Below are 24,450 nucleotides of genomic sequence, written 5' to 3' on the forward strand. Positions count from 1 at the left end.
AGGGCCTTCCCGTCCGCGATAACCACGCGGGCCTATGAGCATGGTTCGCAGCTTCTTCGACGGCCTGACCAACGTCCTGTCCGGCGCAGGAACCAGTGTCGATAAGCGGGTTCACGCTCGATACGGCCTGAACATCGTCGATCAGCATCAGGTTGAAGCGAGTTACCGAACATCTTGGCTCGCTCGCAAGATCGTCGACATGCCAGCCCACGACATGACTCGAGAGTGGCGCGACTGGAAAGCTGACGGTGAACTTATCGGCAAGATCGAAGCCGAAGAAAAGCGATTGTGCCTGCGTGAGCGGGTGACGCAGGCGATCGTTCTTGGTCGTCTCGGTGGTGGCGCGATCTACCTCGGGATCAAGGGGGATGACCCTTCTCAGCCTCTAGCTGTAGAGCATATTCGCCCCGGCCAACTGTCCTACATCGCGGTATTCTCGCGCTGGCAACTGACGATAGGGCAGGAGGTTTCTGACCCTGAAGATGCTCTGTTCGGTGGCCCCGACTATTTCCAGATTACAAGCATCGCGAACAAGGTCGGTGTGCGGATACATCCGAGCCGAATGGTTATCTTCAAAGGTGCGCACGTCATGCGTGGCATTGGCTCGCAATGGGAGGACGCGTTCTGGGGCGATCCTATCTATCAGGCTGTTGGTGACGCGATCCGCAACGCTGATAGTGCGCAGAATAGTTTTGCCAGTCTGATTGATGAGGCTACTTACGACGTCATTGGCATCCCCGGCCTGATGGAGCGTCTATCACAACCGGGTGGAGACGCACAGCTATCCAAGCGCCTCGATGCAGCCCGACAGGGCAAATCTAATCATCGCGCGATCATCCTCGATAGTGGCGAGGGCGGCAAAGATGCCGAGACGTGGGTGACGCGTCAGGTCACTTGGGCCGGAATGCCCGAATTGATGGCCGCGTTCCTGCAAACGGTCGCTGGAGCTTCGGATATTCCCTACACGAGGTTGCTTGGCACCTCGGCAACCGGCATGTCTGCAACCGGCGAAGGCGACAAAAACGATTACCTGTCGAGCATTGCGACCAAGCAAGAAACCATGCTCCGCCCGAATATGGTTCGCATCGATGCCGTGATGCTGCGATCGGCCGGGATCAAGGATGAGCTATGGTTCGATTGGTCACCGTTGTTCGAGATGGGCGAGAAGGAGCGCGCGGCCCTCGATAAGCTGAAGGCGGATACCGCGAAGGTGTGGGGTGATAGCGGGTTGGTGCCGATCGATGCGCTAGCCAAGGGTGCGCAGAATCTTCTGACGGAAGATGGAACCTACCCCGGGCTGGATGAGGAACTGAAGAAGGCAGAGGCCATTGTTGCGCCAGACGCGGATGTCGCCCCCGTCGTGGCCAACCCCGATGACTTAGGCCTGACCAGTGAGGCTAAGCCAAAGCCGCTATTGAAAATCGTGGGCGATGCTGCGCCGCGTCCGCTCTACGTCAACCGTCCGCTGCTCAACGCCGCCGAATTTATCGCATGGGCCAAGGCTCAGGGATTCAAAACCACAACGCCCGCCGATGATCTGCACGTCACGATACTTTACAGCAAGACGCCTGTGGACTGGATGAAGATGGGCACCGATGGCTGGGGCAGCGATGCCAAAGGCAATTTGGACGTCGCCCCCGGTGGCGCTCGTATTGTTGAGCCATTGGGCGACAAAGGCGCGGTCGTGCTGTTATTCACATCGTCAAGCTTGTCGTGGCGTCATGAGGAAATGGTCCGCAACGGTGCATCGCATGACTTCGACGAATACCAGTCGCACGTCACGATTTCATATGATGCTAGCGATGTCGATCTGTCGAAGGTTGAGCCGTATCGTGGCGTACTGAAGTTCGGGCCGGAAGTGTTCACCGAGATTGTTGAAGATTGGAAGCCCACCGGCGGCGAGGCGTGAAATTTCTTCTCGCCGAATTCGCCCGCCGCAAAACCAACCGGCGTGGTGTCCTAAAACTCCGCAGCTTCGTTACCCCCAAGACGTTCGCCGATGAACTCGCCCGCATCAGCCTGCGCGTGGTCGCGGCATGGGATGGCGAACTGGCGGCGATCGAGCGGACCTATTCGACCACGCTGGATGGCATGACGCGCGACACGGCGGCAGACCTTGGCGCGCAGATCGAAGATATAGGACAGGCGGTGAACCGGCTGATCCTGACGTTGACGCCTTCGTTGCGTGCGTGGGCCTTGCGTGTCGAGAAATACAGCCGCGAGAAGTGGGCAGGCGCTGTCCTATCCGGGACCGGCGTTGACCTTGGCACGATCCTGCACAGCGGCGATGTGACCGAGACACTGGAAACCGTCGTGGCTCGTAACGTCGCACTGATCCGCGATGTATCGGCGCAGGCACAGGGCCGGATTTCCGATAGCGTGTTTCGCGGGTTGCAAAAGCGGTCGGCGGCGGTCGAAGTGGCTAAAGAGATACGCGAGGCCACGGGTATGGCGCGCGATCGGAGCATTCGGATTGCCGGGGATCAATCGAAGAAGCTGACTTCGAAGCTGGATCAGGAACGGCAGCAACAGGCGGGACTAGAGAAATTCGAATGGGTGCATGGTGGCTCCCAAAATCCGCGACCGGAGCATGAAGAACTGGACGGGCAGATATTCAGCTATGCGGAGCCGCCTTCAAGTCTTCCTGGGGAAGAAATTAACTGTTCCTGCCGTGCCGGGCCAGTGTTGAGTCTGGATGATTAGAAGGCTATAAAAGTCGAGCCGAACGAGGGGTCTAGACCTCGCCCGGCTCTAACCAAAACGATCACGGAAGGATCGAATATGGCTGAATCTCTCGTAGCTGCCGTGCGGCGCACTCGCAAATCTTATCCCCGCATCCAACCCGGCGACGTTTTCAATAAGCTGACCGTAGTGTCCGGCGACACCCCCTACATTCAACCGTCGAGCGGGAAGCCTGTCGATCGGTGGATTGTTCGTTGCGAATGTGGGCGAACGCTTCAAAGAAACCCTGCCCAATTACGTTCCGGCCAATCGAAAGATTGTGGATGCGGGCGGAAATACAAAGCTCCGGCGATAGGCACTGTGTTTGGAAGTTTGACCGTTTGCGGAGAACCGCGCAGCATCAATAAGCAATGGATGGTCCCGTGCCTCTGCAAATGCGGCGAACGCAGGCTACCGTTTTCATTTTCACTGACTGACGGAAGTTCCACTTCATGCGGCAAGTGCCGCGCTCCCATGAGCGATGAAGCTAAAGACGCTATTGGTTCGGCAAACCGGACGCATGGCAAATCAGCTACGTCCATATATCGCACTTGGCAGGCGATGAAAAACCGTTGCACCGACCCACGCAACCAAGCTTTCCCGATGTACGGCGGGCGCGGAATTGACGTTGATCCTCGATGGCTTGCCAGTTTCGAGGCGTTCTACGCTGACATGGGCGATAGGCCTGATGGAGGCTACAGCATCGACAGGATCGACAATGACAAAGGGTATTATCCTGAGAATTGCCGATGGGCCGATGATTCAACCCAAAACAGAAATCGTCGCTCTTTCACTATAGTCAGGCGCGGCAAACAGATTAACGCTCCCTCAGCCAGCGTCGGTAAACTCACTTAACAGCCACGAATAAACGGTCCAACATGTTCATGTCGGACCATCTTACGCTCGACGCGCCACGACGCACCAAGGACGGCTACATGGCCGTTCGGGCTAAGGCTGCACGGACAGGCCATTATGCCTATTCGGGCCGCGATGTGGACCCCAGCAACATGCACGGTCTGCGCGACACGACGACTGTCAATGTTTTGCGCGATGCCGATCAGGTTTTCGCCGCGAAAGCTGCTCATAGCTTCATCGGCAAGCCGATCACCGACAACCATCCTGCCGACAGTGTGACATCTGCCAATTGGAAGGATCACGCTCGCGGCACGATCATGGGCGCGAAGTGGGAAGAGGGTGGCTACCTCGCCTTCGACCTCATGCTTACCGATGAGAGCGCCATCAAGGCGGTTGATTCCGGTAAGCGTGAGTTGTCGAACGGCTATTCCTGCGAGCTTGAATTTGGCGATTTCACAGCGGCGGACGGCACGAAATGCCTCGCCCGGCAGGCCAACATCGTCGGGAATCATATTGCCCTGGTCGATAAAGGCCGTGCCGGTCCCGAATGTCGCATCGTTGATGCTGCCGCGTGTGACGCAATTTCACCAACGACCCTGCAATCCATTTTTACCGACAGCGGAGAACGCACTATGAAGAAACTGACCATCGACGGCCTGCTGGTCGATCTTGCCGACGCCGAGGCGGTTACCGCTGTTGTTGCGAAATTGCAGGGTGCCGCCGCTGCTGCGATTACCGCCAAAGATACCGCAGAAGCCGCGCTGGCGACCACCACGACGCTATCGGCAACCAAGGATGCTGAGATTGCCACGCTTAAGCAGCAGGTCTCTGACGCAAAACTGACGCCGCAACAGTTGCGGGATGCTGGCAAGGCTTACGCCCTAACGCTGGATACCGCCAAGAAGCTGGCTCCATCGCTCAGCCTCGCGGACACGATGGATGAAGCCGCGATCAAAAAGGCGGTCGTTTCGGCTAAGTTAGGCGACGTCGCCAAGGATTGGACCGACGCTCAGGTCGATGTCTCGTTTGCCACGATGGCAACTGCGACGCCGGTCACAGACAGCGTCCGCACCGTGATGACGAACGGAATCGTCCAGATCGGCGATGCATCTGCCCGTGAGACATCATCGCTCGCCAAAGCCAACGATCATAACGCCTGGCGCAACGCCAGCGCGGCAGCTTAAACAGGAGGGCGCGCAATGGCGTATCAGAACGGTTACACGCAATTCCAGCCTGACGGTTTCCCCGGCATGTTGGGGAACATGGAAAACTGGAACGGTCTTACCCGAACCGCGACAGCAACGATCGCGTTCGGTGCTCCGGCTCAGCGTTCCGGCGACAAGCAGTGCGCTCCACTCGTTACGGGCGGCGAGTTCATCGGCATCGCGATCGGGCATCACGTCATCACCAGCACGAACGGCGACAGCTACGGGCAGTACGACAACGTGCCGCTCGCTGATGAAGCCGGGAAGATTGGTGGCCTCGCTGATGCTGCAATCTCAGTTGGCGCTGCTCTCAACTGGAACACAGCCAGCGGTCGATACACCACTGCCTCTGTTTCCGGCACCGTGATTGCCGTTCCGGGTGCCGAGGCTGACACCGCCGCCGCTGCTGCGGGTTCGTTCTTCTGGGTGCGGCTGCGCCGTACCCCATCTTAAGGAGGTTTGACTGATGTACCAACTCAACGACGCACAGCAGGCCACCTTCGGGTTCGTCTATAACCAGTCCCTGCTGGTCAATTCGACCGTTTACGAAACTAAGTTCCCCGACCTCGACTTTGGGCGACTGGTCTATGTCGATAGCTCGGCACCTGAATTCGCGCCCGGTATTGCGACCTTCATCTCCAGCACGCTCGGCAAGGCTGATTGGTTCTCTGGCGCCGCCAAAGACATCAAGAAGGCCGATGTGACGCGCGATCGAGTTGAAACCCGGTTCCACATGGCCGCGATCGGCTATGGCTATAATATCGAGGAAGCCGGGCAGGCTCAGTTGATGGGCATGAACCTGGACACAGGAAAAGCCGAAGCCGCACGCCGCGCATACATGGAGTTCATGTGGAACGTCACTCTCACCGGCGATACCACGAAGGGCTTGGCTGGCCTTATCAGTCAGACGGCGGGCGTCACCATCGGCACAGCACCTGCAGACGGTACGGGTTCTGTAACCACTTGGTTCGCCACAGATGGTACGATGACAAAGACGGCCACGCAGATCCTGCGCGACTTCAACAATGTCATCCTCGGCATCTTTACCGGGTCGCTTACCGTTGAAATGGCTGACACTGTTTTGCTTCCGTATTCGACTGAGGCGTTCCTTGGCGCAACACCGATGTCGGCTACGAACAGCGAGACGGTACTTTCGTTCATTGAGCGCAACAACGTTTATACCCGTCGCACCGGTCAACCCCTCACAATCCGGGGTGAGCTTGGTTTGGACGCTGCGGGTGCTGGCGCAACGAAGCGCATGGTTGCCTATGCCAACCGTCAGGACGTGGTGAAACTGCACCTGCCAATGCCGCATCGCTTCTTGCCCGTGGCAACGGCTGACAACGTGCATTTCGACATTCCCGGCATTTTCCGTACCGGTGGCGTCGAAGTCATCCGGCCCGGCGCTTTTCGTTATCTGGACGGGATCTAAGCCATGGCCGAAGCAAAGAATGTCAAGCATGTCGTCACCAACGTGTCAGGTGGCCCACGGGTAATCAACGCGATTCCCGGCGTCCTGTTGCAGAATGGGGAGTCCACCGATGGCGCTGTTGAAATGACCGAGGCTGAGTTCGCGGTCGCCAAGTCCACCGAGTGGTTCAAGTTCGGCGATAAGTCAGATGCGAGGCCCAAGCCTGCCGACAAAGCAGACTAAAGCTTCAAATAACTTCCTGACGGGAGTGAAGGGGCTGGCGTCCAACGCTGGCCCCTTTTGCATTTACCAGCGTCGGTAACGAACCCAGATGTGGCAAAATAGAACGTCGGGCCATGACAGCAACCGTCGCCACGTTCAAAACGATATTCCCCTCGTTTGTCACGACCGCTGACACATCGGCTCAATACTGGCTTGATCGGGCCTTATTGACGACAGGCGCTTGGGACGACGACCACGCCAGCTATCTACTGACGGCGCACTATCTAACGCTGCAAGGGCACGGGACGGGCGCTGAGGCTGAACTTGCAGCCGGTGGGGCGTCAGGCTTCACCTTGATCCAGTCGGGGGCGTTAAAGCTGGAGCGGGCATCGGCAAAAACCGGGTATGCTTCGACCTCCTACGGCCTGCAGTTTTTGCCCTTTCTTCGCGCCCATTTTGGCGGTCCCTCGATCACGTCAACCGGATCCGTTTGCGATGGCCTGCTGCGCGGTGGCGTTGCTGGGGCCTATCCGTGGGCTTGATGGACGGCGGACTTGCGCGGGTGTTCGCATCCGTGCTTGCTCCGATGTACCTTGACGCCACGCTCCACCGCAGATCCGATGCCGACGACGGTTTCGGCACAATCGGAATAGCTTGGTCCGACGAGTGCATCCGTGCCCAACTCGACAGCGCAACGCACGCGATGCGCATGACGCCGGGGTTCACTGACACCGATGTGGCAATCTACGTGCTAGCGGCAGACCTATGCGATCCGATCGACAGCGATTGCGAAATCACCGTGCGCGATCAGCGCTATGCGGTTGCCTCGGTCACGACTGACCCCGCGCTGTCCTATTACCTGTGCCGTGGTCAGCGGGCGTGACGGTCTTGCAAAAATTACCGGAATTTGCGATACATAAGCGGACTGAACGGGTGCTTGTAACACCGCGCTCAGCCCTAACCAAAACGATCACGGAAGGATCGAATGTGGCTAATCGCCGACTATATCCCTGCAAGACGTGTGGCAAGTTGACCATTTTGCGAATGGGTATGTGCAATCTTCATTACAAGCGCTTGCGCAAACATGGCGACCCGCTCGCTGGCCCGACTTTCCGTGGGGATTTGCTTAAATGGATCGACAAGCACGTTGATTATAAAGGCGATGAATGCCTGTCTTGGCCCTTCAGTAAGAAGGGTGAGGGCCGAGGCGGCATAACGGTCGATGGCAAAGAAATGTGGGTCGCGCGCTATATGTGCGAGCGAGCGCATGGTCCCGCGCCGACGACAGATCACGAGTCTGCGCACTCTTGTGGAAACGGGCATCTTGGGTGCACTAACCCTCACCACCTGCGTTGGGCGACCCGGACTGAAAATCAGGCGGATCGTTTTAAGCACGGCACTGATAGTCGTGGGGAAAAGTGTGGCTCGGCTAAGCTAAATCGAGCGCAAGTGCTCGATATCAGAGCTTCCCAAGGGGCGCTTACAAACCGGCAACTAGCCGACAGGCATCAAATTTCAATTGAGACTATTCGCGACATTCATAACTGCCGGAGTTGGTCATGGCTGTAACTGGCTGCAAGACACACACCGACCGCCTGAAGCGCATGGCCAGCCAGGCCAACGTTGAGCGGGTCGGGAAAGCGCTGTTCAAGGCGGGGCTGGCAATTCAGGTTGAAGCCCAGACCTCGATCACCAAGGGTAAGGTGTCGGGCAAAGGCCATGTCCGATCGAAGCCGGGGCAGGCTCCCAATGAGGATACCGGCGTCCTGAGCGGTAACATCGAAACCGTTCAGGAAGCGCCGCTCCGGGTGACAGTTTCGAGCAACGCGCCCTACGCAATACCGCTCGAACTCGGCACTTCGAAGATGGCCGCTCGCCCGTACATGAAACCTGCCGTCGCCAAGAAGCGCGATGAGGTTACAGCCTATGTCCGGCGCGTCATTCAAAACACAATTGGAGGTTAATCATGGCCCAGTGGCTCAAGTTCAAGCGTGATTACGACCACATCTGGGGACGAACGCGCACACTGCGTTTAAGGCGGACAGCGTGGTCTTCGTGAAAGATGAGGTAGCCGATCTTGCCATCGCTGCCAAGGCTGCGGAATCGGTGAAACGCCCAGATAAGGGCGACGAAAGCCGCGAAGAGGGCTGATGGCCAACGATCCCCGTCTGCCTGTTCGTCGGTCCGTCGTCGCGCTCCTACGGTCGGACGCGCCGCTATCGGTGATGGTAGACGTTCGCACCTATGGACCTGAGACGCCAGCGAACGTGACTTGGCCGTTTAACCGGTATGGCAGCGCGACCTATATCCCTGAGCGAGCGACATGCATGGACGGGGCGAAGGTTTTTGTGTCGGTTCATAGCTTTGCGCGCGGCCCCGGAGAAGACGCAGCCTCAGCTATTGCGGCGAGGATAGCCAAGATACTCGATGGAGCCACACTGGTGCTTGAAAACGGGGACGAGGCCACTGTCACAGTGACAGGCGGGCAGACACTGAGAGACACGGATGAGGCAAGCGCCTGGCACTGCACGACAGACATTGAGGTCACCGTCGTTTCGCAGTAGGCCTACGGGGTGGACGACACCCCCTCCGATGCTGAACGCCTGTTTGGCGCACTGATCGCGCAACTGCACGCGAATGGCACGATTGATCTTGATGACATTTCGGAGATGGCATTACGGCTCGATTCTCCCGAACTGGCGGCAGCGGTGCGCGGGTATGCGTTCGAGGGCGCTGTGAAGCCGGGGGATCGGGTGAAGGTGCGATTGACGGTTGTTAAGCCCGTTTAGCCGTTGTCGTCATCTTTATCATACGGAACCGGGGAAAATAGATCGTTCGCCGAAGAAAGTAGGCTGTTCGGCGTTTCGTGCGCGTGTGGAATTTCTCTCATTCTCTGTCGGGCCTGTTCGAGTATTTTTGCGACACAATATGGCACGACCGTAATCACCATTGCTGTTGCCGCCGATGCAGCAAGGCCGGGAGCGCCTAGAGCCTGATCACCATAGGCGGGCCTCGCTATCTGCATAAGCGTACCCCACATGAGCCATGTGCTGCACCCGGCGGCAAAGAGCGTAATGATGTCGAACAGCCCAACGATTGCTTTGAACATATTGCCAGCCCCTAATTTGATGCTGTTACGAGCGGAGATATGTCTTTTTTCTCGAAATCGGCGCGGTGCTGAACGAAGCTTTCTTCATCTACGATTTGCAGATCGGATCGGCCCGTCATAAATCCCGGCTTGATCTGACAGCGAACGTATTTCGTTTGTCCGGCAGCGACGATCACGTCCACGCTGGCGGTCTTGTTGGTCAGGATATAGTCGCCTGCGGGCACAGACCATTCGGCGTATTTGCCGCGCCCAAGTTCAACAAGCTCTTGCCCCTTGTAGCGGATTGGGCAGCCTAACGCTGCGCCCATTACGCTAGAGCCGCGATACATGATGATCGTGGCGGTCGGTATCGTGATAGTCGGAGCGGCAGTTTGAGCCAGTGACATGACTGGCGTGGTAATGATCGCGCAAGCGAATGCGGCGAAGTTGATTTTCAAGATGATTTACCCCCGTTTGTTACGGCGGCATAGCTATTCGGTTTGGATGCTCGTTTCAACAACCCGGCGATTAAACCCTCAAAGCCTCACCGGTCATCTTCTCGGCAGCATTTCGCAAAGCATCCTCCCCCAAGCATTCATGCTTTTGCCTGACAGTTGGGCGGCCAGTGCGGCTTGCGCATGAACGCTCGGGTCAATCCGAAACATCACCTTGCCGGAATAAGGCTTCTGCGGCGCTTTGCCGATCTTGGCGCAAGTGGCGATATAGTCCTCAACCGCCTCATGGAATGCCTCGATAAACGCCTTTCCATCATCGGCATGGAAGCTGATATTGTCATCGATCCCGGCCAGTTTGCCGACGAGGATCATATCGTCGGCGTCGAAATCGACGGTTGCGGCATAGCCCTTGTAGGTCATTACGGTCATGGCTCAACTCCTAGCTTTATAAGGGAATCGCGGGCTTCACGAACCTGATAACGCTTAGCTTCCTTCGCCGGGTGAGGGCGGTGGAAGCTGAAAACCAGTTCGCCTTTCACGAAACGGACGCGAGAACCATTGCCCTCGATCACTTCGCATCCGACCGCGACCAGCAAGCCCTCAATGGCAGCCCATGCAATGGTGCCCGATGCCGGATCGGTGAACACCATCTTGAGCGTCTTCTTATGCTTGCTATTCATGCTGGCATATAGCGATAGCGCAGGCGGAAATGCAAGCGAAAAGCGCTAGCGTTCTGCGATAGTTCCGGCGCGCGCCTTCGTCACGTCCGACAGGGCGGATCGAAAGGGTCGCCCCTTTTCATTTAACCAGCGTCGGTAAACCCTCCGTCGTCACAGATTTAATGTTCCGCGAAATCATTCACGTTCGCGGAGATAACCATGGCACGTCCGGCACTCATCAAAGGCGGCTATTTCACCATCCTGATGGGCGATGGAGCCACACCGGCGGAGGTGTTCACTGTCCTTTGCGGCCTGAATACGCGGTCCTTCACCATCCAAACCAACACGAGCGACGTGTTTGTAGCCGATTGCGCGCTCCCAGAAGATGTACCAGCGCGTCAGGTTAATCTCACCGGCAAGCAGTGGGACATGAGCGGTGCGGGATTGTATAACCGTACTGACGCCACCCGCATTCGTGCAGCCGTGGGCGTTGTTAAAAACTACCGGTTCAGCGAACTTGAGCCAGCTTCGCCCGCCGTTGCGGTGGATTCAGGCTGGTGGGCTGGCGCTTTCGTCCTGACTAACTGGCAGCAGCAGGCCGCTGATGGGCAGTATGTCACCGCCTCCATGACCTTTGTGTCTGATGGCCCGGTTCTTTGGGTTCCCACCGTTTAAGCGAGGTGGCCCGTGCAGACGCATATTGATCTACTATTCGGCGACGGCGAGTACACGTTCAAGCTTGGCTTGCGGCAAATCCTTGCGATCGAAGAAAAATGCGGCCCTATCGGCGAGGTATTTGCCCGGCTGCTGAAGGGGCGCTACGTCGGCAACGTCGATGGTTCGGGCATTGGACTAGCTTCTGAAGGCGCGTTCCGCGTTGACGATATCATGGAAACAATCCGGCAGGGCCTCATCGGTGGTGGAGCGGGGTCGTTGATGGCATTCCAGTCGTAGTCACGTCGATTGTCGCAAACCGTTTGGTCGCCACCTACGTCGATGGACTGCCGCTTAACCGAAGTTGGACGGACGCCACCGCCGTGATGTCGGCCTGCATCGAAGGTTATAACCCTCCCGAAAAAACAATCGCTGAGCCTAAAAAAAAAGTGAGGCCGTCGCGCTCGACTGGGGCGAAATCCTCGCCAACTGCAACGTGATGGGGGTTGCGCCTAGCGAAGCTGGCAAGTTGACGCTCTACGAGTACGGCGCGCTGCTGCACTTCTGGAACAAGCGCAACAGCCCCGACGAAGAGGAAGAGGTCGAGGCTCCCGACTTCGATATCTTCGAGGCTGAGACTGCCCGTCTGATCGCCGCTGGCGTGGCCGCGAACTGATGGCCGTCACTTCAGACAGTGTCGTCGTTACGCTTGAGGCGAAGATCGACGGCTATAATCGAGACATCAACCAAGCGGCAGACAACACATCTCGTAAACTCGATCAGATTACGGGTTCCACGAAAAAGATGGGCGCGGCTGGGACTGATGCATTCGCATTACTTCGCGGTGCTGCTGTTGGATTTGCCGCCTCCGTAGGAGTCGACGCTCTCGCTCGGGTTATTAAGTCCGGCCTTGATTACGCAGCGGGCTTAAAAAACATAGCGCAAGCCGCAGGGGTTAGCTCGCAGTTTCTTCAGGAATTCAGGTTTGCAGCGACTGCCAGTGGCGCAACCATAGAACAAGCGGATGCGGGACTAGCAAAATTCAGCAAATCCTTGGGAGATGCATTCAACGGCAAGTCGAAAGAGGCTGTCGCCAATGTAACGGCGGCACTCGTCGGGACCGGCGTGTCACTGCAACAACTCGCCAAAATGACCGATAGCGCACGGTTTGAAGCGATCTCTGATGGGCTGTCGAAGATCAAAGACCCTGCCCAAGCCGGAACACGCGCTCTGGCATTGTTTGGAGAGGCTAACCGCGCGCTGATCCCCACATTGACAGCGGGCGGTGCCGCGTTTCGCAAGGCTGCATTGGACGCTCAATCTTTCGGGCTGATCCTCTCAGATAGCCAGATCGCACACGCTGATGAGACTGCGAGTAAAATCCAGCGCTTAACCCAAGCGTTGCAGGTCAAGATCGCGGGCACGGTGGCAGATAATGCCAATGCTATCGGCACCTTGGCGAATGAGTTGACTAACCTCGCGGTCTGGGCAGTGAAGGCGGGTCAGCAGTTCATTGGCTTTGCAAACATCGTGCGAAACCAAAGCTTTTTGACGGCTCTCGGAACCTACAAGAGCGCTGACCTACTTGCTGCCGCCACTCCGAAGGGCAACGCAGTGTCGGCAATCCGCGGCGCGGCGGACGCACAACGCCGACTTGCATCTGCCGAGAGACAAGTCGGCTACGCTCCGGATTCCGCATCCAATCAATCCGAGTTGGTTGCAGCCAAGAGAGCGGCTGTGGACGCCGTTCAAAATGCCAAAGATGCTGTCACCGCGGCGAAAGCGTCGCTCAACCCTAATGCGGGAAATGCGACCGCAGGAGGCTCCGCCACAGTAACTCCGCCTAAAGGCCCTAAAGGTCCAAAAGGAAAAGATCCCGCGGACATCGAGCGCGAATTCAACCGCGCCCTTGCTCGCGCGCAGGAAGACTACCTCCGCGAGCAGGAGGACATGACTGCGGACATCGCGATCCGCGCCGGGATCGAGAGCGACCTAGCTGAACGCCAACGCCTCCAGTCCGTCGAGGATGTGAGCCTCAACAAGGATTATTCACAGGCACGCAAAGACACGCTGATCGCCGCCATCGACAAGGCGGCATCAGCCCGGCAGGATTCGATCAACCAGCAGAAGATCGAAGCGCTTGCTGATGAGTCCGCCAAGATCGCCGTTGGCTCCCTAAGCAGCCAAGAGGATATTCTAAAATTGCAGGGCGGGCTTGCAACTACGCAGGCGAAACGCCGCGATATTGAACTGTCGATCATAGCGCTCAAGTATGAAGAGGAGCGCATTCAGAACCAGCGCGTGATCGATGACACGCTCGCCAGCAAAGAGGCTAAAGCAGATGCGCGTCGTCGCAACGAGACGCTGGCGCAACGTCAGAACTTAGATATTCAGACGGCCGAGCAGAACACGATGACGCCGGGCGAAAGCTATTTGAAGGATCTCCGGAAAGACGCTCAGGGCCTTAACGAGGATTTCCAGCAAGTTGCTGTCGACGGCCTTAAGTCTCTCAACGACGGGATAGCCGACGCCATTCTTAGCGGCAAATCGCTAGGTGAAGTGTTCAATTCGGTCGTTAACCAGATCGTCTCTGGCTTGCTGAAGATCGCTATTCAACAAGCGATAATTAAGCCGCTCGGGGAATCGCTGTTCAGCGGCGGCGGCGGCGGGGGAGGCCTGCTTTCCGGCATCGGCAATTTTGCGAGCAAACTCGTCGGTCGCGCATCCGGTGGTGACGTGCAGGGTGGTCAGACCTACCGAGTCAATGAAACGGGCATTGAGGGTTTCCAGCCAGCCGGGTCGGGAAAGATTATCCCGCTCGGTCGGATGCCGACCGCAGTCTCAGGCGGCGGTACATCGATCGTTCAATCCTTTACTCTGGACGCGCGTGGCGGTGTCGTAACGCAAGACCTTCTTGATTACGTCAACGCACAGGCGGGGCAGGCGGCAATTGCGGGGGCGCGTGGGGGCGCTCAGATCGCATCGCGAAACTATGCCAAAGCAGCCGCCCGGAGGCTTGCATGAGTATCATGTTGCCAGACCCTCGGTATCTGGAGGTTTCATTCTCTCCGTTGGATTGGGGGCAACTCTTACGCCGTCACTGGGCGGCCCGGTCCAGCGCATCAATCGCCTCGGAAATCGCACAGCCATAAGTTACACGCTGCGTCCGCTATACAGTCCAACCGAGGGCCGTATCTTCGTGGCGCGGCTTATGCGTGGTCGTCAGGTCGGCGTTATCGTGGTGGTGCCCCAATCAGGGATCATCGTCGGAACGCCTGGAAGTCCGCTGGTGAACGGCGCTGTTGGTGGCGGCATCGCTTTGCCCATCAAAGGGCTGACGGCGGGCTATGTAATGAAGGAGGGTCAACCTCTGTCGATCATCCATAACTCACGTCGCTTCCTGCACTGGTTTGCTGGTGATTATACGGCTGATGGCTCAGGTAGCGGGGCCACCAACATATATCCGCCGTTGCGCACGGCGTTGACGAACAACGATGTCATCGAGATTGCCAAGCCGTACATCGAAGGCTCGCTTTCCGCTGACAGTGATCGCTGGAGCAAGCAGGCCGCGGCCCGAAACCCGATCAGTTTCACTGTGACGGAGGACGCATAGTGGCCACTCCAGCGATGGTCACAGCCCTTCAGGCGAACCCGACCACATTATTCGGTGCGCTCCAGATCGACCTGAAATCGGGGCAGACCGTCCGCGTCCTCGACGGCTGCGCCAGCCTTACCTTCAACGGCGGCACGTTCACTGGACTTGACCCATTGTTCGGTACGATTGCGGCCATCGACACCATTGAGGACGGGTTCGGCGACGAAGCCCCAGCGTTGTCGTTCAATTTCATCCCGGCCAGCGGTGCATCGATCGCAGCGCTGGCGGTACCTGCGAACCAAGGCTCACGCGTCCGTGTCTGGTTGGGCGCTCTCGACACATCCTACAACGTCGTCGCTGACCCAATCCTGCTGTTCGACGGTGAACTTGACCAGATCACGCCAACAGTCGGCAAGGACAAGCGCGAACTCGACGTAGATGCCGTCTCTGGAATGGAGCGGTTCTTCGACAATCAGGAGGGTGTCCGCCTTTCGCCGACCTTTCATAAATCATTGTGGCCGGGAGAGACGGGTTTGGACAATATCACCGGGCTTGAAAACAAGGTTTTCTGGGGCGTGATGGGTGAAAGCGTTTCGCCTGTGACCATAGGTTATGTCGGCGGTCCTTCTGGAGGCAGCGGTCGCGGCAATTCTGGCGCGGTCCAATGGTGATGCACGTCCTAGAACGCCGAAAAATCGCCACCGAGGCGACGATGGCGCGGTTCGTGGGCAAAGAATTTCGTTGGGGTTCCGCCGATTGCGCCAAGCTCGCTGCCTTCCACCTTCGCCAGTTGGGCGTGAAGGTCGGTATTGCGAAGGCGGGCAAGTGGACAACCGCGCTGGGAGCCAAGGCGGCTTTGAAGCGAATGGGCGTGAAGTCGCTTTCGGAATTGGCTGACAAGCATCTGGCGGAGATCGCACCCGCTGCCGCACTGCCGGGCGATATCATGATCATGCCCGGCGATAATGATTTTGAAGGGTTAGCGATCGTGCTGGGGAACGGGGCCGTGCTTGGCTGGCACGAAGAGGCGGAAGGGTGCGCGGTGTTGCGCATTACCTATGAGCAAACGCGGGCTTGGCGGGCGATTGTATGAGCAAAATCCTCAAGATTGCAGCCGTGGTTGTCGGTGTCGTGGCTATTACAGTGGCGACCGCTGGCATCGGAACGGCACCCGCAATCGCCGCATCGGGGACCGGCTTTGGGGCCGTTGCGGCATCGGCTGCGGTTGGAGCCAGCGCGTTCGGGTTGTCGGTCGGAACGTTGACAGCCGTTGCCGCGGGCCTCTCCCTCGCCAGTTCTGCGCTCGCCAAAAAGCCCCAATCAGGAAGCGCAGTCGGATCGCCCACCAACTGGAAAGCCGATGTTGGCGCACCGTTGCCCTACTGGATCGGGCGCACGCTCAACGCGGGCAGTCTCGTGCATCGTATCGGCTACCCCGGCCCGGACGCTGGTGTTCCCAACCAGCTTGAAACCTTCGTCACGGTCTATTCTGGTGCAGGGCCGATAGCTGGTTTCGACAGCTACCTGATGGACAAGGTTGCGACCACGTTCACCGGTACGAACGGAGCCGTGGTTGGCACGCTTGCCGGGTATGCTTGGTTGACGGCAAAACTTGGCGCGCAACCGGAAGCCGCCGCGCACGTCGCACCTTATGCAGTACCGCCTGGTTGGGGTCCGTCTGCAAAGTTGTCGGGTCTGGCATCCACGATGCTGACGATATGCTTCGACAACAAGGGCAAGGTCTATCCTACGGGCGAACCGAAGCTGGCAATCGTCGGGCGGGGTGTCAGCGCCTACGATCCTCGCAAGGATAGTACCTATCCGGGCGGCTCAGGGACGCAACGGTCGGCAACAGAGTCCACATGGGCCTACAGCGACAATCCGTGGCTCCACGCGCTTACTTGGGCCATCGGGCGGCGTTCGAACGGTATCCGCACAATAGGCGTGGGAATGCCGATTGCGAGCATCGACGTTGACGCGTTCGTGCAGGCTGCAAACGTGGCTGACGCGAATGGCTGGAAGATCGGCGGCGTTGTCGGTTCGACCGATGACAAGTGGAACGTCCTGAAGCAAATGTGTCAGGCAGGCGGTGGCGAGCCTGTCCGGCAAGCTGCGATGCTGTCCTGCTTTGTCAACGCGCCGAAAGTCAGCCTTGCCACTATCACCGCTGACGATCTAGCCGATGGCGATATTTCATTTCCGGCGATGCAGCCGCGCCGTGCCCGGATTAACAGCATCGTACCGACGTATCGTTCTGAAAGTCACGATTGGGAGGTCGTGGCGGGCGATGTGGTGAAGGGAGCCACGTACATCGTCGAAGATGGCGAGACACGCACGCGACAGGTCGATTACCCGCTAGTGCAGTGCTTTGCAGGTCAGCAACCAACGCAGGCCGCGCAACTGGCTGCATATGATATCGTCAACGCCCGCGAATATGGCCCAATCCCCATCCCTCTCAAACCGGCATGGATCAGGTTCAAGAATGGCGACTGCCTGACGCTGAACATCCCTGACGCAAATTTGGTCAATCAGACGGCCATCATATTGAAGCGCGGACTTGATCCTTCGAACGGTTCGGTGTCGTTGACATTTCGCTCGGAGACTGCGGCCAAGCACGCGTTTGCTTTGGGTAAAACCACGACAGCGCCGCCAACGCCATCGATCAGTGCGCCGCCTGTTAATCCCTACTGGATGGACCCGAATGCCACGCGCGATATTACCCTCGTTGACGTATCGTACTCCGGCACCATCAACATCAACGGCAATAGCCTGAGTGGCAATGGCTCGGGTGGGGACTGGACAACCGGCGGGGCTGACAAGAATTATTATACGAGCAGTGAAGTCGCAGTTCGTATGGCCAGCCTGCAATCCCGTTTGATGATAGGGCTAACTTCTCGGGCGTCGTTTTCCGCGCCGATTTACACAAAAATGGAATATGCGATCTATTCGCAAACGCAGGGAAGCGGTTCAGCTTATCTGATTTTTGAATCAGGGAAGAACGTATTCACTGTTCCTACGATTGTTTCAGCGCCCGACGACTATCTGCAAGTCATTAACGACGGGGCGGTCGTTCGATATTATATTAATGGCACGCTGGTTTATAAATCGCTGGTTGCGCCGGGCGGCATAAAATATCGAGCTGTCATTACAGTTGGGTCAGGTTCGACAGCTACGGCGATCGTCACCGATATAAAAGCAGGACCGACGCTTTCCGCCATTGACACGTTGGCAGGAAGCGGTGCGCAAAACCTTATCTATAACGGCGGCGCGGAACTCGGAACGACGGCCGGTTGGGTTACGAATTATCTAGGCGGCGCGGGACCGGTTGGATTTTACGCCGACCCCACCTACGCACAATCGGGAAAATACTCGTTTGTCTTGTCCAAGTCGGCGACTAGCGACCAAAATGGCGCAACCTGCAAATCAGTCGCCGTCATGCCCGGCGAAATCTACAATATAAAAGTCTTTCTCTATGGCATTGGCTCGTCAAGTACGGGCTTGTATCTCCGCCCCGGGGAAAGTGCTGTCGAAGGTTATCCGGCAAGCCAAATTAGCGGTTCACCTTCGCCCGACTTTGTCGCAAATGGCCCAGTCGCCAACGGCTTAACGGTCTACGATCTTGTCTATACCGTCCCTGCTGGCGTCTATTTCTTTTCGCTGAATGTCATTGCTTACACCGGAACGCCAAGCATTGCCTTTGAAGCGGCGATGCTCAAACAGATTGGCGCGCGCAATCTGCTAACTGACGGGGGCGTTGACCTCGCCACCGTTGTGCCGGGCACCTTCGCATGGAAGACCGGGTCATCAGGCACCCAGACAACAACATCGGGCGCATCGGCGGCAGATACCGGTGTTATCAATGGTACAGGTACGGGCACTGTGACGGCAGGCACCCGCGTAACCTTGACTGGAAACGCGGCGTTTTCTGCCGCGACCGGGTATCCGGGGCAAACAGCTTCAGTTGCCTTGCAGCTATACTACAACGTGAATGGTGCTGGATGGGTGTTTACCGGCGTGAGTGTCGCCAACAATGGCGGCTTCCAAAACATAAATCTACAGTCGGCTAGTTGGATCGTGCCTGTGACCGGAAAAATGCAATTTGCCTATAATGTACATAGCATCGGAAGCGGCGGGATGCCGGTAACGGTCACGTCACACAGTATAAATCTTGAAGTGATCAACTTCAAATGACGGCTTTCAAACTGCACAACGACGATTGCTCCATCGTAGAATACGGGGTCGAGGTTGGGGATGTCTCATCACTTCCCGCCGCGCCTGACGGGTTCCGGTGGACTGAGGTGCCGACGCCTGCTTTAGACTACACGGTCGAGCTACTGGACGGGAAGTACACTGCGGTCCCCTACGTGTTCTCACCGGTTATCGTTCTGAGCAGCACCAAGGCGGCGATGAGAAACGCGCTCTCCACGCTCCGCGACGTGATGGAATGGGCCGGATGCGCAACACCTGTTGGCCGTTCCGACACCACTCCCGACAGTCAGCGCAAGGTCAACGGTGCAGTGACTATGGCCCTTATCGCCAGCACTGCCGGTGCGCCGTTCTCGATCGACTGGACGATGGCTGACAACTCGTCGGCCACGCTGGACGCACAGGGGATGATTGCATTGGGCGTCGCGGTCGGACGCTATGTTTCGGCCTGCCATGACCGGGGCGCGGTCATCAAGGCGGCGATCGACGCGGCGGCAACCATCGAGGCACTTGAGGCAATCGACATTGCGGCAGACTGGCCAACGTGATCCAGCGCCTGAAGCTCTGGGCGTTGTGTGTCCTGATCGCTCTCGACCAGCTGGCGCACTGCCTGCTTGGCGGCCCTAAATATATCCTGTTCGGCGGACCGACCCCGGACCCAGATGAAACCATTTCCTCAATCGTCGGTCGCCAAGCCATCGTCGGCAAGCGGTGGGCGCTGATCTGCGAAGTGTTCATCGACGCACTGTTCGGCGCTGGTCACTGCCGCAGCAAGATCGGCACCTAACCAGCGTCGGTAAATATGCCGACGTAAACTGAATAATCACATCGTGAAGGAGTAGTCGTATGCGCTTACCCGCAGGATTTGCCGCGCCGTGATGGAAATCCCCGACTCCATCCCGGTCAAGGTCGAGGGCCTTTCGCCCAGCACCTATGTCCTCGTCGCGATCCTGACAGTCATCGTCGGCGGGTTAATCAAAGTGTGGCCTGCGCTTCGGAAGATCGCGGCGGAGGGGGACCAATCATTGCGTCAGGACTTGATGCGTCGCGTCCACGACCTTGAAGCCGAACTCAAGGCTGAGCGCGAGGATCGGGCGAAGTCTGAAGCATTGCTCCACGGCCAAATCCACGAACTGCGCAACAGTATGGTCGAACTGACACTTGCGGCGGGGAGAATGACGAAATGACGGACCTTAACTGGCCGCGCATCCAGGCACGCATTGGCGTCACGCCAGACGGGCAACCCGGCCCACGCACCTATGCAGCACTGTTCAGCAAGGTTGCAGGCCGCGACCTTGGCGACCGTGGCCGCGATCTGGGCGTTGGCGCATCGCAATATCTGGCGCGGTATCGGATCATCACGCCATTGCGCCTCGCGCACTTCCTTGGACAGACATCTCATGAATCGGGCCGCTATAAATACCTCCGCGAGATATGGGGGCCGACACCGCAACAGGCCCGCTACGAAGGGCGGATAGACCTCGGCAACGTGCAGGCTGGCGACGGCAAGCGCTTCATGGGGCGCGGCATTCTGCAAATCACAGGCCACGGTAACTATCACCGCGCAAGCGGGCGCATTGGGGTGGACATCGAGAGCAACCCGCCGCTCGCCGAACGCCCTGACATCGCCGTCCTGACCGCGTGCGACTTCTGGGCCGCGCACAACCTGAACGAACTGGCGGACGCGGACAACCTTCGCGCTCTCACTCGCGCGATCAACGGTGGCGTCAACGGCATCGCTGATCGCATCGAACTAACGAACGTGGCGAAGGGTATGCTGGCATGAAAATCATAAACCCTGACTGGTTCAAGAACCTGCTCGCGATGTTCCTCGTTTCAGCGTTCACGGCTGTTATCCCGCTGCTAATCTTCAAGGATATCCCGACATCAAACCGCGATATCATTACTTATATGGTCGGCCAGCTTAGCGGCATGGCTCTGATGGCCCTCGGTTTCTACTTCACACAGAAAGCGGGTCAGGACGTTCTCGATACCAAACGCGCCGACAATACTACGACCGCCCTTAACGCGATCACCGCAGTCGCAAACGCCGGATCTACGCCCGCGCCCGCTGACGCAATCGAAGCCGCTCAGGACGTTGCCGATACCGCCCAATCCAAAGCTAATGAAATCAAGGAATCCACCCCATGAAACGAATGATCTTGCCGCTACTGCTCGCCCTGTCGGCCTGCACGCCACCCGTTCCCATAAGCGCTATCGCGCCAGCCCAGATCGCCAGTCACACAACCGCCGACGATATCGCCATCCGCTCCGCCGAGCAGGCTTACAAACTGTCGCGCACCATCATCGAGTTGGGCGTCGATAGTGGGCTGCTGAAAGGCGCGAACGCAACCAAGGCGGCGAACATCGACAATCAGGCTTACGCGGCCCTGACAGCGGCGCGCACGGCCTATGCGGCATTCAATTCTCCCGGCCTGCTTTCCGCAGCGTCGCAACTCAGCATCTTCGCCGATCAGGTGCAGGCGCTCGTGAAAGGAACAGTCAAGTGAAGATCAATCTGCAAACAGTGCTTGGCGCGCTGCCATCACTTGTCCCGTTGCTCAACGGTTCGAGTGCGGTGGTCGATCTTGTCAGCGAGATCGTCAAATCTTTCGACGTGAAAGATCAGGCCGTCATTCAGGAATCTATCGCTGTGTTGGCGGGCGATAATGACGCTGGCCATGCGCGGTTGCAGGCCAAGTTGCTGGCGGCTTCGGGAAAATGAAACGCAAAGTCGGAACTATGTCGGCAGGCGGAATGCGCGGCGAACTGTCTGCGTTCATCACCCGCGCTGACGGCACGATCGAAGACCTCGGAGTCATCGCGCGCACCCGCGATCCCCTCTGGTTCCGCATCAAATCTACATTCGGAAAGGTGTTCAAATGAAAGTCCTCTACAACGTACTGAACGCGCAACTCGTTCAGACCTCGAAACAAATTGAGTTCGAGGGGCAGTCCGCCACGCTGACGGTTGAACGCATGGTCGTGGAAGCCCTGCCACTCGACGGGGTTAGTGGCACTCTCACGCTTAATCTGCCCTCTGACACGATTGTTGCTGAGGGCGACACCATCACTGTTCTGGTCGGGGAGGCTGAATAATGGCGAATATCTTCTCATCGGCAGGCAAAGCGCTGATAATCTCACGCCTCATGGGGTCCGGTACCGAACCGAAACAGATTGGTTGGGGAACCGGCGCGGGCACGTCGGCAGTCGGCGACACTACGCTGTTTACCGAAAAGGCGGTGGATCTCGCGACCGGAACCGGTACCCGCGTTGCTGGCACGTCGTCGGCTGTCACGACAACCATCGCCAACGACACGCATCAGGTGGTCGGAACGCTGACCGCAACTGGCGCGGGCACTGTTACGAACGCCGGCACTTTCGACAACGCCACCATCGGCTCAGGCAATCTGTTCCTGAAGGGTGATTTCACCGGAATCGCGCTGGCCATCGCCGACGCCGTGACCTTCACGTTCAAATATCAGCAGACGTAAATGACCGTCCGTATTGCCGACTTCACGACCGGCACATACACCGGGATAACCCCGGCCAACGTCAGCGCGAGCGGGGGTTATGCGCAGACGGTCGCGGGGGTGCTCACGTCGTTTGCTGCGAACTTGCTTCGGCGGACAGACAAGGGGTTGCTAGTCGAACCGGCTGCGACGAACCTGCTAAAGTATTCGCAGCAACTGGACAACGGCTATTGGGGCCACGATGGAACCTCAACGGCCGATTTCGGGGCCGCCCCAGATGGAACGACGACCGCCGACAAGCAAGCCGATAACGGGTCTGGTTTTGTTGATTTCAACACCAACACCAACTCCAACACTGTAACCGCGTCGACCGCATATATAATCAGCGGGTATTTCAAGCGGATAACGGCATCCAAGCAGCCGTTTATTCAACAAAACCAGACCTTTAACAGCGGCAGTAGTTTTGCCGCCGACGTGCAATATTTCAATGTCGATACGCTTGCGGGCGCGGGCACTGAAACTCTCGCCGGAAACAATTTGTGGTCAAATGCCACGGTGGAGGCGCTTGGCTCATCATGGTTTCGTTTTGCCGCAACTCTAACTTCGTATGCCGGAAGCCCGGTCTTCCGCGAGTTCTTTGGCCTTTGTGATGCAACGGGCAGCAGAACGGTCGCCGCCAGTTCAAGCGCATTGTTTTGGAACCCACAACTTGAAATTGGATCGGGCGCTCCATCCTCGCCAATTCTAACGACCAGCGCAGCCGCAACCCGCGCCGCCGACGCAGTATCATTCACGGTTCCGGTGGGGGCCACAACGCTAACTTTCACGTTTGATGATAATTCGACCATCACCGTCGGGGTAACCGCCGGGGTTGCGTACACAATACCGACCAGTTTTAGCCGTCGGTATATTAAATATGTTGACGATAACGAAACCGGGGGCGGCACGACGTACACGCAAGCCGTTTCATCGTCGGGCGCTGGCGTTGCGTCTCTCGCACGCTTGGCCGCTTATAAGCGGTCTCTGACCACGACGGGCGTAGGCGTCCTTAAACTTCAACGCACCATCGCGCTTCGCAAAACATTCACCGGCGTCGGCGTCGCATCGCTCGCTCGCAAACTGGCGCTCGGCAAACCGATATCTGCAACAGGCATCGGCCTCGTTGCGCTGGCAACGATGAAAGCCAAAGGCATCACGATCAGCGCAACCGGCATCGGGCTGACCGCGCTGCAACGTGCGATCGCGGTCACGAAGTCGGCTAGTGGAACTGGCGTTGCATCGCTGAACCGCTTGCTGGCATTGGGGCGCGCCGTTTCGGCATCTGGCGTGGGCATCGCATCTGTCAGTCGTACCATCGGGCTTGGTCGTTCGATTGCAGCCTCCGGTACGGGGCTGGTGACGTTGGCGACGTTTAAGGCCAAAAGCATCACGGTGACAGCGGCGGGCATCGGCATTGCGTCGCTCAACCGAATAATCGCTGCGGGTCGATCCATTGCCGCTACCGGCATTGGGCTGGCGAGTATTGTTCGATCTGTCTCTCGCCTGCGCACAATCTCAGCGTCTGGAGCGAGCTTTGTGACATTGGGGACGCTGAAGGCTAAAAGCCTGACCGTCGCCGTATCCGGCGTCGGCCTCGCATCAATCCAACGAGGCATGTCCAAAACACTGAATTTTGCCGGGGTGGGTGTCGCCATTTTCAACCGGATAGTTCCGGTGCGAATTACCGCCTCAGGCGTTGGCGCAGCCTTCCTGACGTGGCTCCGGCCATCCGGCGCAATCGGCACGAGCCGAATTTTGCGCATCGCCGCAGAAATCCGGTCCTTCGTCATCGGAGGCGAAAACCGAGCGCTCCCTGTCGAACCTGAAAACCGGACAGATCCTGTCCCGCATGAAAACTGAGGCCAACC

Annotated in this window: 36 protein-coding genes; 31 read left to right on the top strand and 5 right to left on the bottom strand. The window is 57.9% G+C overall.

Annotation, left to right across the window (positions count from 1 at the left end):
* The first annotated feature begins 34 nt into the window (after positions 1 to 34).
* The 9 genes from D3Y57_RS19165 (at position 35) to D3Y57_RS19205 (ending at position 7,297) form a co-directional block, all read left to right on the top strand.
* Positions 35 to 1,909, top strand: coding sequence for a phage portal protein (locus tag D3Y57_RS19165; RefSeq protein ID WP_121155248.1), 1,875 nt, complete (start codon positions 35 to 37; stop codon positions 1,907 to 1,909).
* The gene (locus tag D3Y57_RS19170; protein ID WP_121155250.1) at positions 1,906 to 2,703 is read left to right on the top strand and encodes a phage minor head protein; all 798 of its coding nucleotides are present in this window, start codon (positions 1,906 to 1,908) and stop codon (positions 2,701 to 2,703) included. Before D3Y57_RS19165 ends, D3Y57_RS19170 begins: the two co-directional genes overlap by 4 nt.
* Positions 2,704 to 3,195: 492 nt before the next feature.
* On the top strand, positions 3,196 to 3,576 hold the full coding sequence (locus tag D3Y57_RS19175; RefSeq protein ID WP_162987209.1) for a hypothetical protein: 381 nt from the start codon (positions 3,196 to 3,198) through the stop codon (positions 3,574 to 3,576).
* Positions 3,577 to 3,605: 29 nt separating this feature from the next.
* Positions 3,606 to 4,760: a DUF2213 domain-containing protein gene (locus D3Y57_RS19180; RefSeq protein ID WP_162987210.1), complete on the top strand. Its 1,155-nt coding sequence runs from the start codon at positions 3,606 to 3,608 to the stop codon at positions 4,758 to 4,760.
* A gap of 15 nt (positions 4,761 to 4,775) precedes the next feature.
* Positions 4,776 to 5,234, top strand: coding sequence for a structural cement protein Gp24 (locus tag D3Y57_RS19185; protein ID WP_121155256.1), 459 nt, complete (start codon positions 4,776 to 4,778; stop codon positions 5,232 to 5,234).
* A 13-nt stretch (positions 5,235 to 5,247) separates the two neighbouring features.
* Positions 5,248 to 6,213 carry a DUF2184 domain-containing protein gene (locus D3Y57_RS19190; RefSeq protein WP_121155258.1) on the top strand — a complete coding sequence of 322 codons (966 nt, stop codon included), beginning with the start codon at positions 5,248 to 5,250 and terminating at the stop codon, positions 6,211 to 6,213.
* Between the two features lie 3 nt (positions 6,214 to 6,216).
* Positions 6,217 to 6,435, top strand: a complete 219-nt coding sequence (locus tag D3Y57_RS19195; RefSeq protein WP_121155260.1) for a hypothetical protein — start codon at positions 6,217 to 6,219, stop codon at positions 6,433 to 6,435.
* Positions 6,436 to 6,548: 113 nt separating this feature from the next.
* Positions 6,549 to 6,956: a DUF4054 domain-containing protein gene (locus D3Y57_RS19200; protein ID WP_121155262.1), complete on the top strand. Its 408-nt coding sequence runs from the start codon at positions 6,549 to 6,551 to the stop codon at positions 6,954 to 6,956.
* Entirely contained in the window at positions 6,947 to 7,297 is a 351-nt protein-coding gene (locus D3Y57_RS19205) for a hypothetical protein (RefSeq protein WP_162987211.1), read from the top strand. The genes D3Y57_RS19200 and D3Y57_RS19205 overlap by 10 nt, the downstream gene beginning before the upstream one ends.
* Positions 7,298 to 7,416: 119 nt before the next feature.
* On the opposite strand, the gene D3Y57_RS19210 is transcribed toward D3Y57_RS19205, so the two are convergent.
* The gene (locus D3Y57_RS19210; RefSeq protein WP_121155266.1) at positions 7,417 to 7,683 is read right to left on the bottom strand and encodes a hypothetical protein; all 267 of its coding nucleotides are present in this window, start codon (positions 7,681 to 7,683) and stop codon (positions 7,417 to 7,419) included.
* 290 nt (positions 7,684 to 7,973) lie between these two features.
* On the opposite strand from D3Y57_RS19210, the gene D3Y57_RS19215 reads away from it, so the two are divergent.
* From D3Y57_RS19215 to D3Y57_RS19225, 3 genes are all read left to right on the top strand, one after another.
* Entirely contained in the window at positions 7,974 to 8,378 is a 405-nt protein-coding gene (locus tag D3Y57_RS19215) for an HK97-gp10 family putative phage morphogenesis protein (protein WP_121155268.1), read from the top strand.
* 186 nt (positions 8,379 to 8,564) lie between these two features.
* Entirely contained in the window at positions 8,565 to 8,978 is a 414-nt protein-coding gene (locus D3Y57_RS19220) for a DUF3168 domain-containing protein (RefSeq protein ID WP_121155270.1), read from the top strand.
* A gap of 9 nt (positions 8,979 to 8,987) precedes the next feature.
* Positions 8,988 to 9,203 (top strand): hypothetical protein, encoded by a 216-nt coding sequence (locus D3Y57_RS19225; RefSeq protein WP_121155272.1) that lies wholly within the window; start codon positions 8,988 to 8,990, stop codon positions 9,201 to 9,203.
* Here D3Y57_RS19225 and D3Y57_RS19230 read toward each other — a convergent pair.
* From D3Y57_RS19230 to D3Y57_RS19245, 4 genes are all read right to left on the bottom strand, one after another.
* Positions 9,200 to 9,523 carry a hypothetical protein gene (locus D3Y57_RS19230; protein ID WP_121155274.1) on the bottom strand — a complete coding sequence of 108 codons (324 nt, stop codon included), beginning with the start codon at positions 9,521 to 9,523 and terminating at the stop codon, positions 9,200 to 9,202. The genes D3Y57_RS19225 and D3Y57_RS19230 overlap by 4 nt on opposite strands.
* A gap of 11 nt (positions 9,524 to 9,534) precedes the next feature.
* Positions 9,535 to 9,960, bottom strand: a complete 426-nt coding sequence (locus tag D3Y57_RS19235; RefSeq protein ID WP_121155276.1) for a DUF2846 domain-containing protein — start codon at positions 9,958 to 9,960, stop codon at positions 9,535 to 9,537.
* A gap of 93 nt (positions 9,961 to 10,053) precedes the next feature.
* On the bottom strand, positions 10,054 to 10,386 hold the full coding sequence (locus D3Y57_RS19240) for a type II toxin-antitoxin system HicB family antitoxin (protein ID WP_121155278.1): 333 nt from the start codon (positions 10,384 to 10,386) through the stop codon (positions 10,054 to 10,056).
* Positions 10,383 to 10,637, bottom strand: a complete 255-nt coding sequence (locus tag D3Y57_RS19245) for a type II toxin-antitoxin system HicA family toxin (protein ID WP_121155280.1) — start codon at positions 10,635 to 10,637, stop codon at positions 10,383 to 10,385. The genes D3Y57_RS19240 and D3Y57_RS19245 overlap by 4 nt, the downstream gene beginning before the upstream one ends.
* 198 nt (positions 10,638 to 10,835) lie before the next feature.
* On the opposite strand from D3Y57_RS19245, the gene D3Y57_RS19250 reads away from it, so the two are divergent.
* The 19 genes from D3Y57_RS19250 (at position 10,836) to D3Y57_RS19330 (ending at position 24,442) form a co-directional block, all read left to right on the top strand.
* Positions 10,836 to 11,291: a phage tail tube protein gene (locus D3Y57_RS19250; protein ID WP_121155282.1), complete on the top strand. Its 456-nt coding sequence runs from the start codon at positions 10,836 to 10,838 to the stop codon at positions 11,289 to 11,291.
* A 12-nt stretch (positions 11,292 to 11,303) separates the two neighbouring features.
* The gene (locus D3Y57_RS19255) at positions 11,304 to 11,570 is read left to right on the top strand and encodes a gene transfer agent family protein (RefSeq protein WP_121155285.1); all 267 of its coding nucleotides are present in this window, start codon (positions 11,304 to 11,306) and stop codon (positions 11,568 to 11,570) included.
* A gap of 199 nt (positions 11,571 to 11,769) precedes the next feature.
* A complete protein-coding gene (locus tag D3Y57_RS20305; protein ID WP_162987212.1) occupies positions 11,770 to 11,946 on the top strand; it encodes a hypothetical protein in 177 nt (58 codons plus the stop codon).
* Positions 11,946 to 14,294 (top strand): phage tail tape measure family protein, encoded by a 2,349-nt coding sequence (locus tag D3Y57_RS19260; protein ID WP_121155287.1) that lies wholly within the window; start codon positions 11,946 to 11,948, stop codon positions 14,292 to 14,294. The genes D3Y57_RS20305 and D3Y57_RS19260 overlap by 1 nt, the downstream gene beginning before the upstream one ends.
* A 175-nt stretch (positions 14,295 to 14,469) precedes the next feature.
* Positions 14,470 to 14,883 (top strand): hypothetical protein, encoded by a 414-nt coding sequence (locus D3Y57_RS19265; RefSeq protein ID WP_162987213.1) that lies wholly within the window; start codon positions 14,470 to 14,472, stop codon positions 14,881 to 14,883.
* Positions 14,883 to 15,536, top strand: coding sequence for a DUF2163 domain-containing protein (locus D3Y57_RS19270; protein ID WP_162987214.1), 654 nt, complete (start codon positions 14,883 to 14,885; stop codon positions 15,534 to 15,536). Before D3Y57_RS19265 ends, D3Y57_RS19270 begins: the two co-directional genes overlap by 1 nt.
* Entirely contained in the window at positions 15,530 to 15,958 is a 429-nt protein-coding gene (locus D3Y57_RS19275) for a DUF6950 family protein (protein WP_121155293.1), read from the top strand. The genes D3Y57_RS19270 and D3Y57_RS19275 overlap by 7 nt, the downstream gene beginning before the upstream one ends.
* Positions 15,955 to 19,056, top strand: coding sequence for a phage tail protein (locus D3Y57_RS19280; RefSeq protein ID WP_121155295.1), 3,102 nt, complete (start codon positions 15,955 to 15,957; stop codon positions 19,054 to 19,056). Before D3Y57_RS19275 ends, D3Y57_RS19280 begins: the two co-directional genes overlap by 4 nt.
* Positions 19,053 to 19,619: a DUF4376 domain-containing protein gene (locus D3Y57_RS19285; RefSeq protein ID WP_121155296.1), complete on the top strand. Its 567-nt coding sequence runs from the start codon at positions 19,053 to 19,055 to the stop codon at positions 19,617 to 19,619. The genes D3Y57_RS19280 and D3Y57_RS19285 overlap by 4 nt, the downstream gene beginning before the upstream one ends.
* Positions 19,616 to 19,858, top strand: a complete 243-nt coding sequence (locus tag D3Y57_RS19290; protein WP_205590084.1) for a hypothetical protein — start codon at positions 19,616 to 19,618, stop codon at positions 19,856 to 19,858. Before D3Y57_RS19285 ends, D3Y57_RS19290 begins: the two co-directional genes overlap by 4 nt.
* A gap of 88 nt (positions 19,859 to 19,946) precedes the next feature.
* Positions 19,947 to 20,258, top strand: coding sequence for a hypothetical protein (locus D3Y57_RS19295; protein ID WP_162987215.1), 312 nt, complete (start codon positions 19,947 to 19,949; stop codon positions 20,256 to 20,258).
* Complete coding sequence (locus D3Y57_RS19300) at positions 20,255 to 20,857, top strand: glycoside hydrolase family 19 protein (protein ID WP_121155300.1); 603 nt, start codon at positions 20,255 to 20,257, stop codon at positions 20,855 to 20,857. The genes D3Y57_RS19295 and D3Y57_RS19300 overlap by 4 nt, the downstream gene beginning before the upstream one ends.
* A complete protein-coding gene (locus D3Y57_RS19305) occupies positions 20,854 to 21,222 on the top strand; it encodes a hypothetical protein (protein WP_121155302.1) in 369 nt (122 codons plus the stop codon). Before D3Y57_RS19300 ends, D3Y57_RS19305 begins: the two co-directional genes overlap by 4 nt.
* Positions 21,219 to 21,581 (top strand): hypothetical protein, encoded by a 363-nt coding sequence (locus tag D3Y57_RS19310; protein ID WP_121155304.1) that lies wholly within the window; start codon positions 21,219 to 21,221, stop codon positions 21,579 to 21,581. Before D3Y57_RS19305 ends, D3Y57_RS19310 begins: the two co-directional genes overlap by 4 nt.
* Complete coding sequence (locus D3Y57_RS19315; RefSeq protein ID WP_121155306.1) at positions 21,578 to 21,796, top strand: hypothetical protein; 219 nt, start codon at positions 21,578 to 21,580, stop codon at positions 21,794 to 21,796. The genes D3Y57_RS19310 and D3Y57_RS19315 overlap by 4 nt, the downstream gene beginning before the upstream one ends.
* Positions 21,793 to 21,957: a hypothetical protein gene (locus D3Y57_RS20310; protein WP_162987216.1), complete on the top strand. Its 165-nt coding sequence runs from the start codon at positions 21,793 to 21,795 to the stop codon at positions 21,955 to 21,957. Before D3Y57_RS19315 ends, D3Y57_RS20310 begins: the two co-directional genes overlap by 4 nt.
* The gene (locus D3Y57_RS19320; protein WP_121155308.1) at positions 21,954 to 22,169 is read left to right on the top strand and encodes a hypothetical protein; all 216 of its coding nucleotides are present in this window, start codon (positions 21,954 to 21,956) and stop codon (positions 22,167 to 22,169) included. Before D3Y57_RS20310 ends, D3Y57_RS19320 begins: the two co-directional genes overlap by 4 nt.
* Positions 22,169 to 22,564, top strand: coding sequence for a hypothetical protein (locus D3Y57_RS19325; protein WP_121155310.1), 396 nt, complete (start codon positions 22,169 to 22,171; stop codon positions 22,562 to 22,564). The genes D3Y57_RS19320 and D3Y57_RS19325 overlap by 1 nt, the downstream gene beginning before the upstream one ends.
* Complete coding sequence (locus D3Y57_RS19330; RefSeq protein ID WP_121155312.1) at positions 22,565 to 24,442, top strand: phage head spike fiber domain-containing protein; 1,878 nt, start codon at positions 22,565 to 22,567, stop codon at positions 24,440 to 24,442.
* Positions 24,443 to 24,450 lie beyond the last annotated feature (8 nt).

This window comes from Sphingomonas paeninsulae (assembly GCF_003660165.1).
Lineage (GTDB): Bacteria > Pseudomonadota > Alphaproteobacteria > Sphingomonadales > Sphingomonadaceae > Sphingomonas_O > Sphingomonas_O paeninsulae.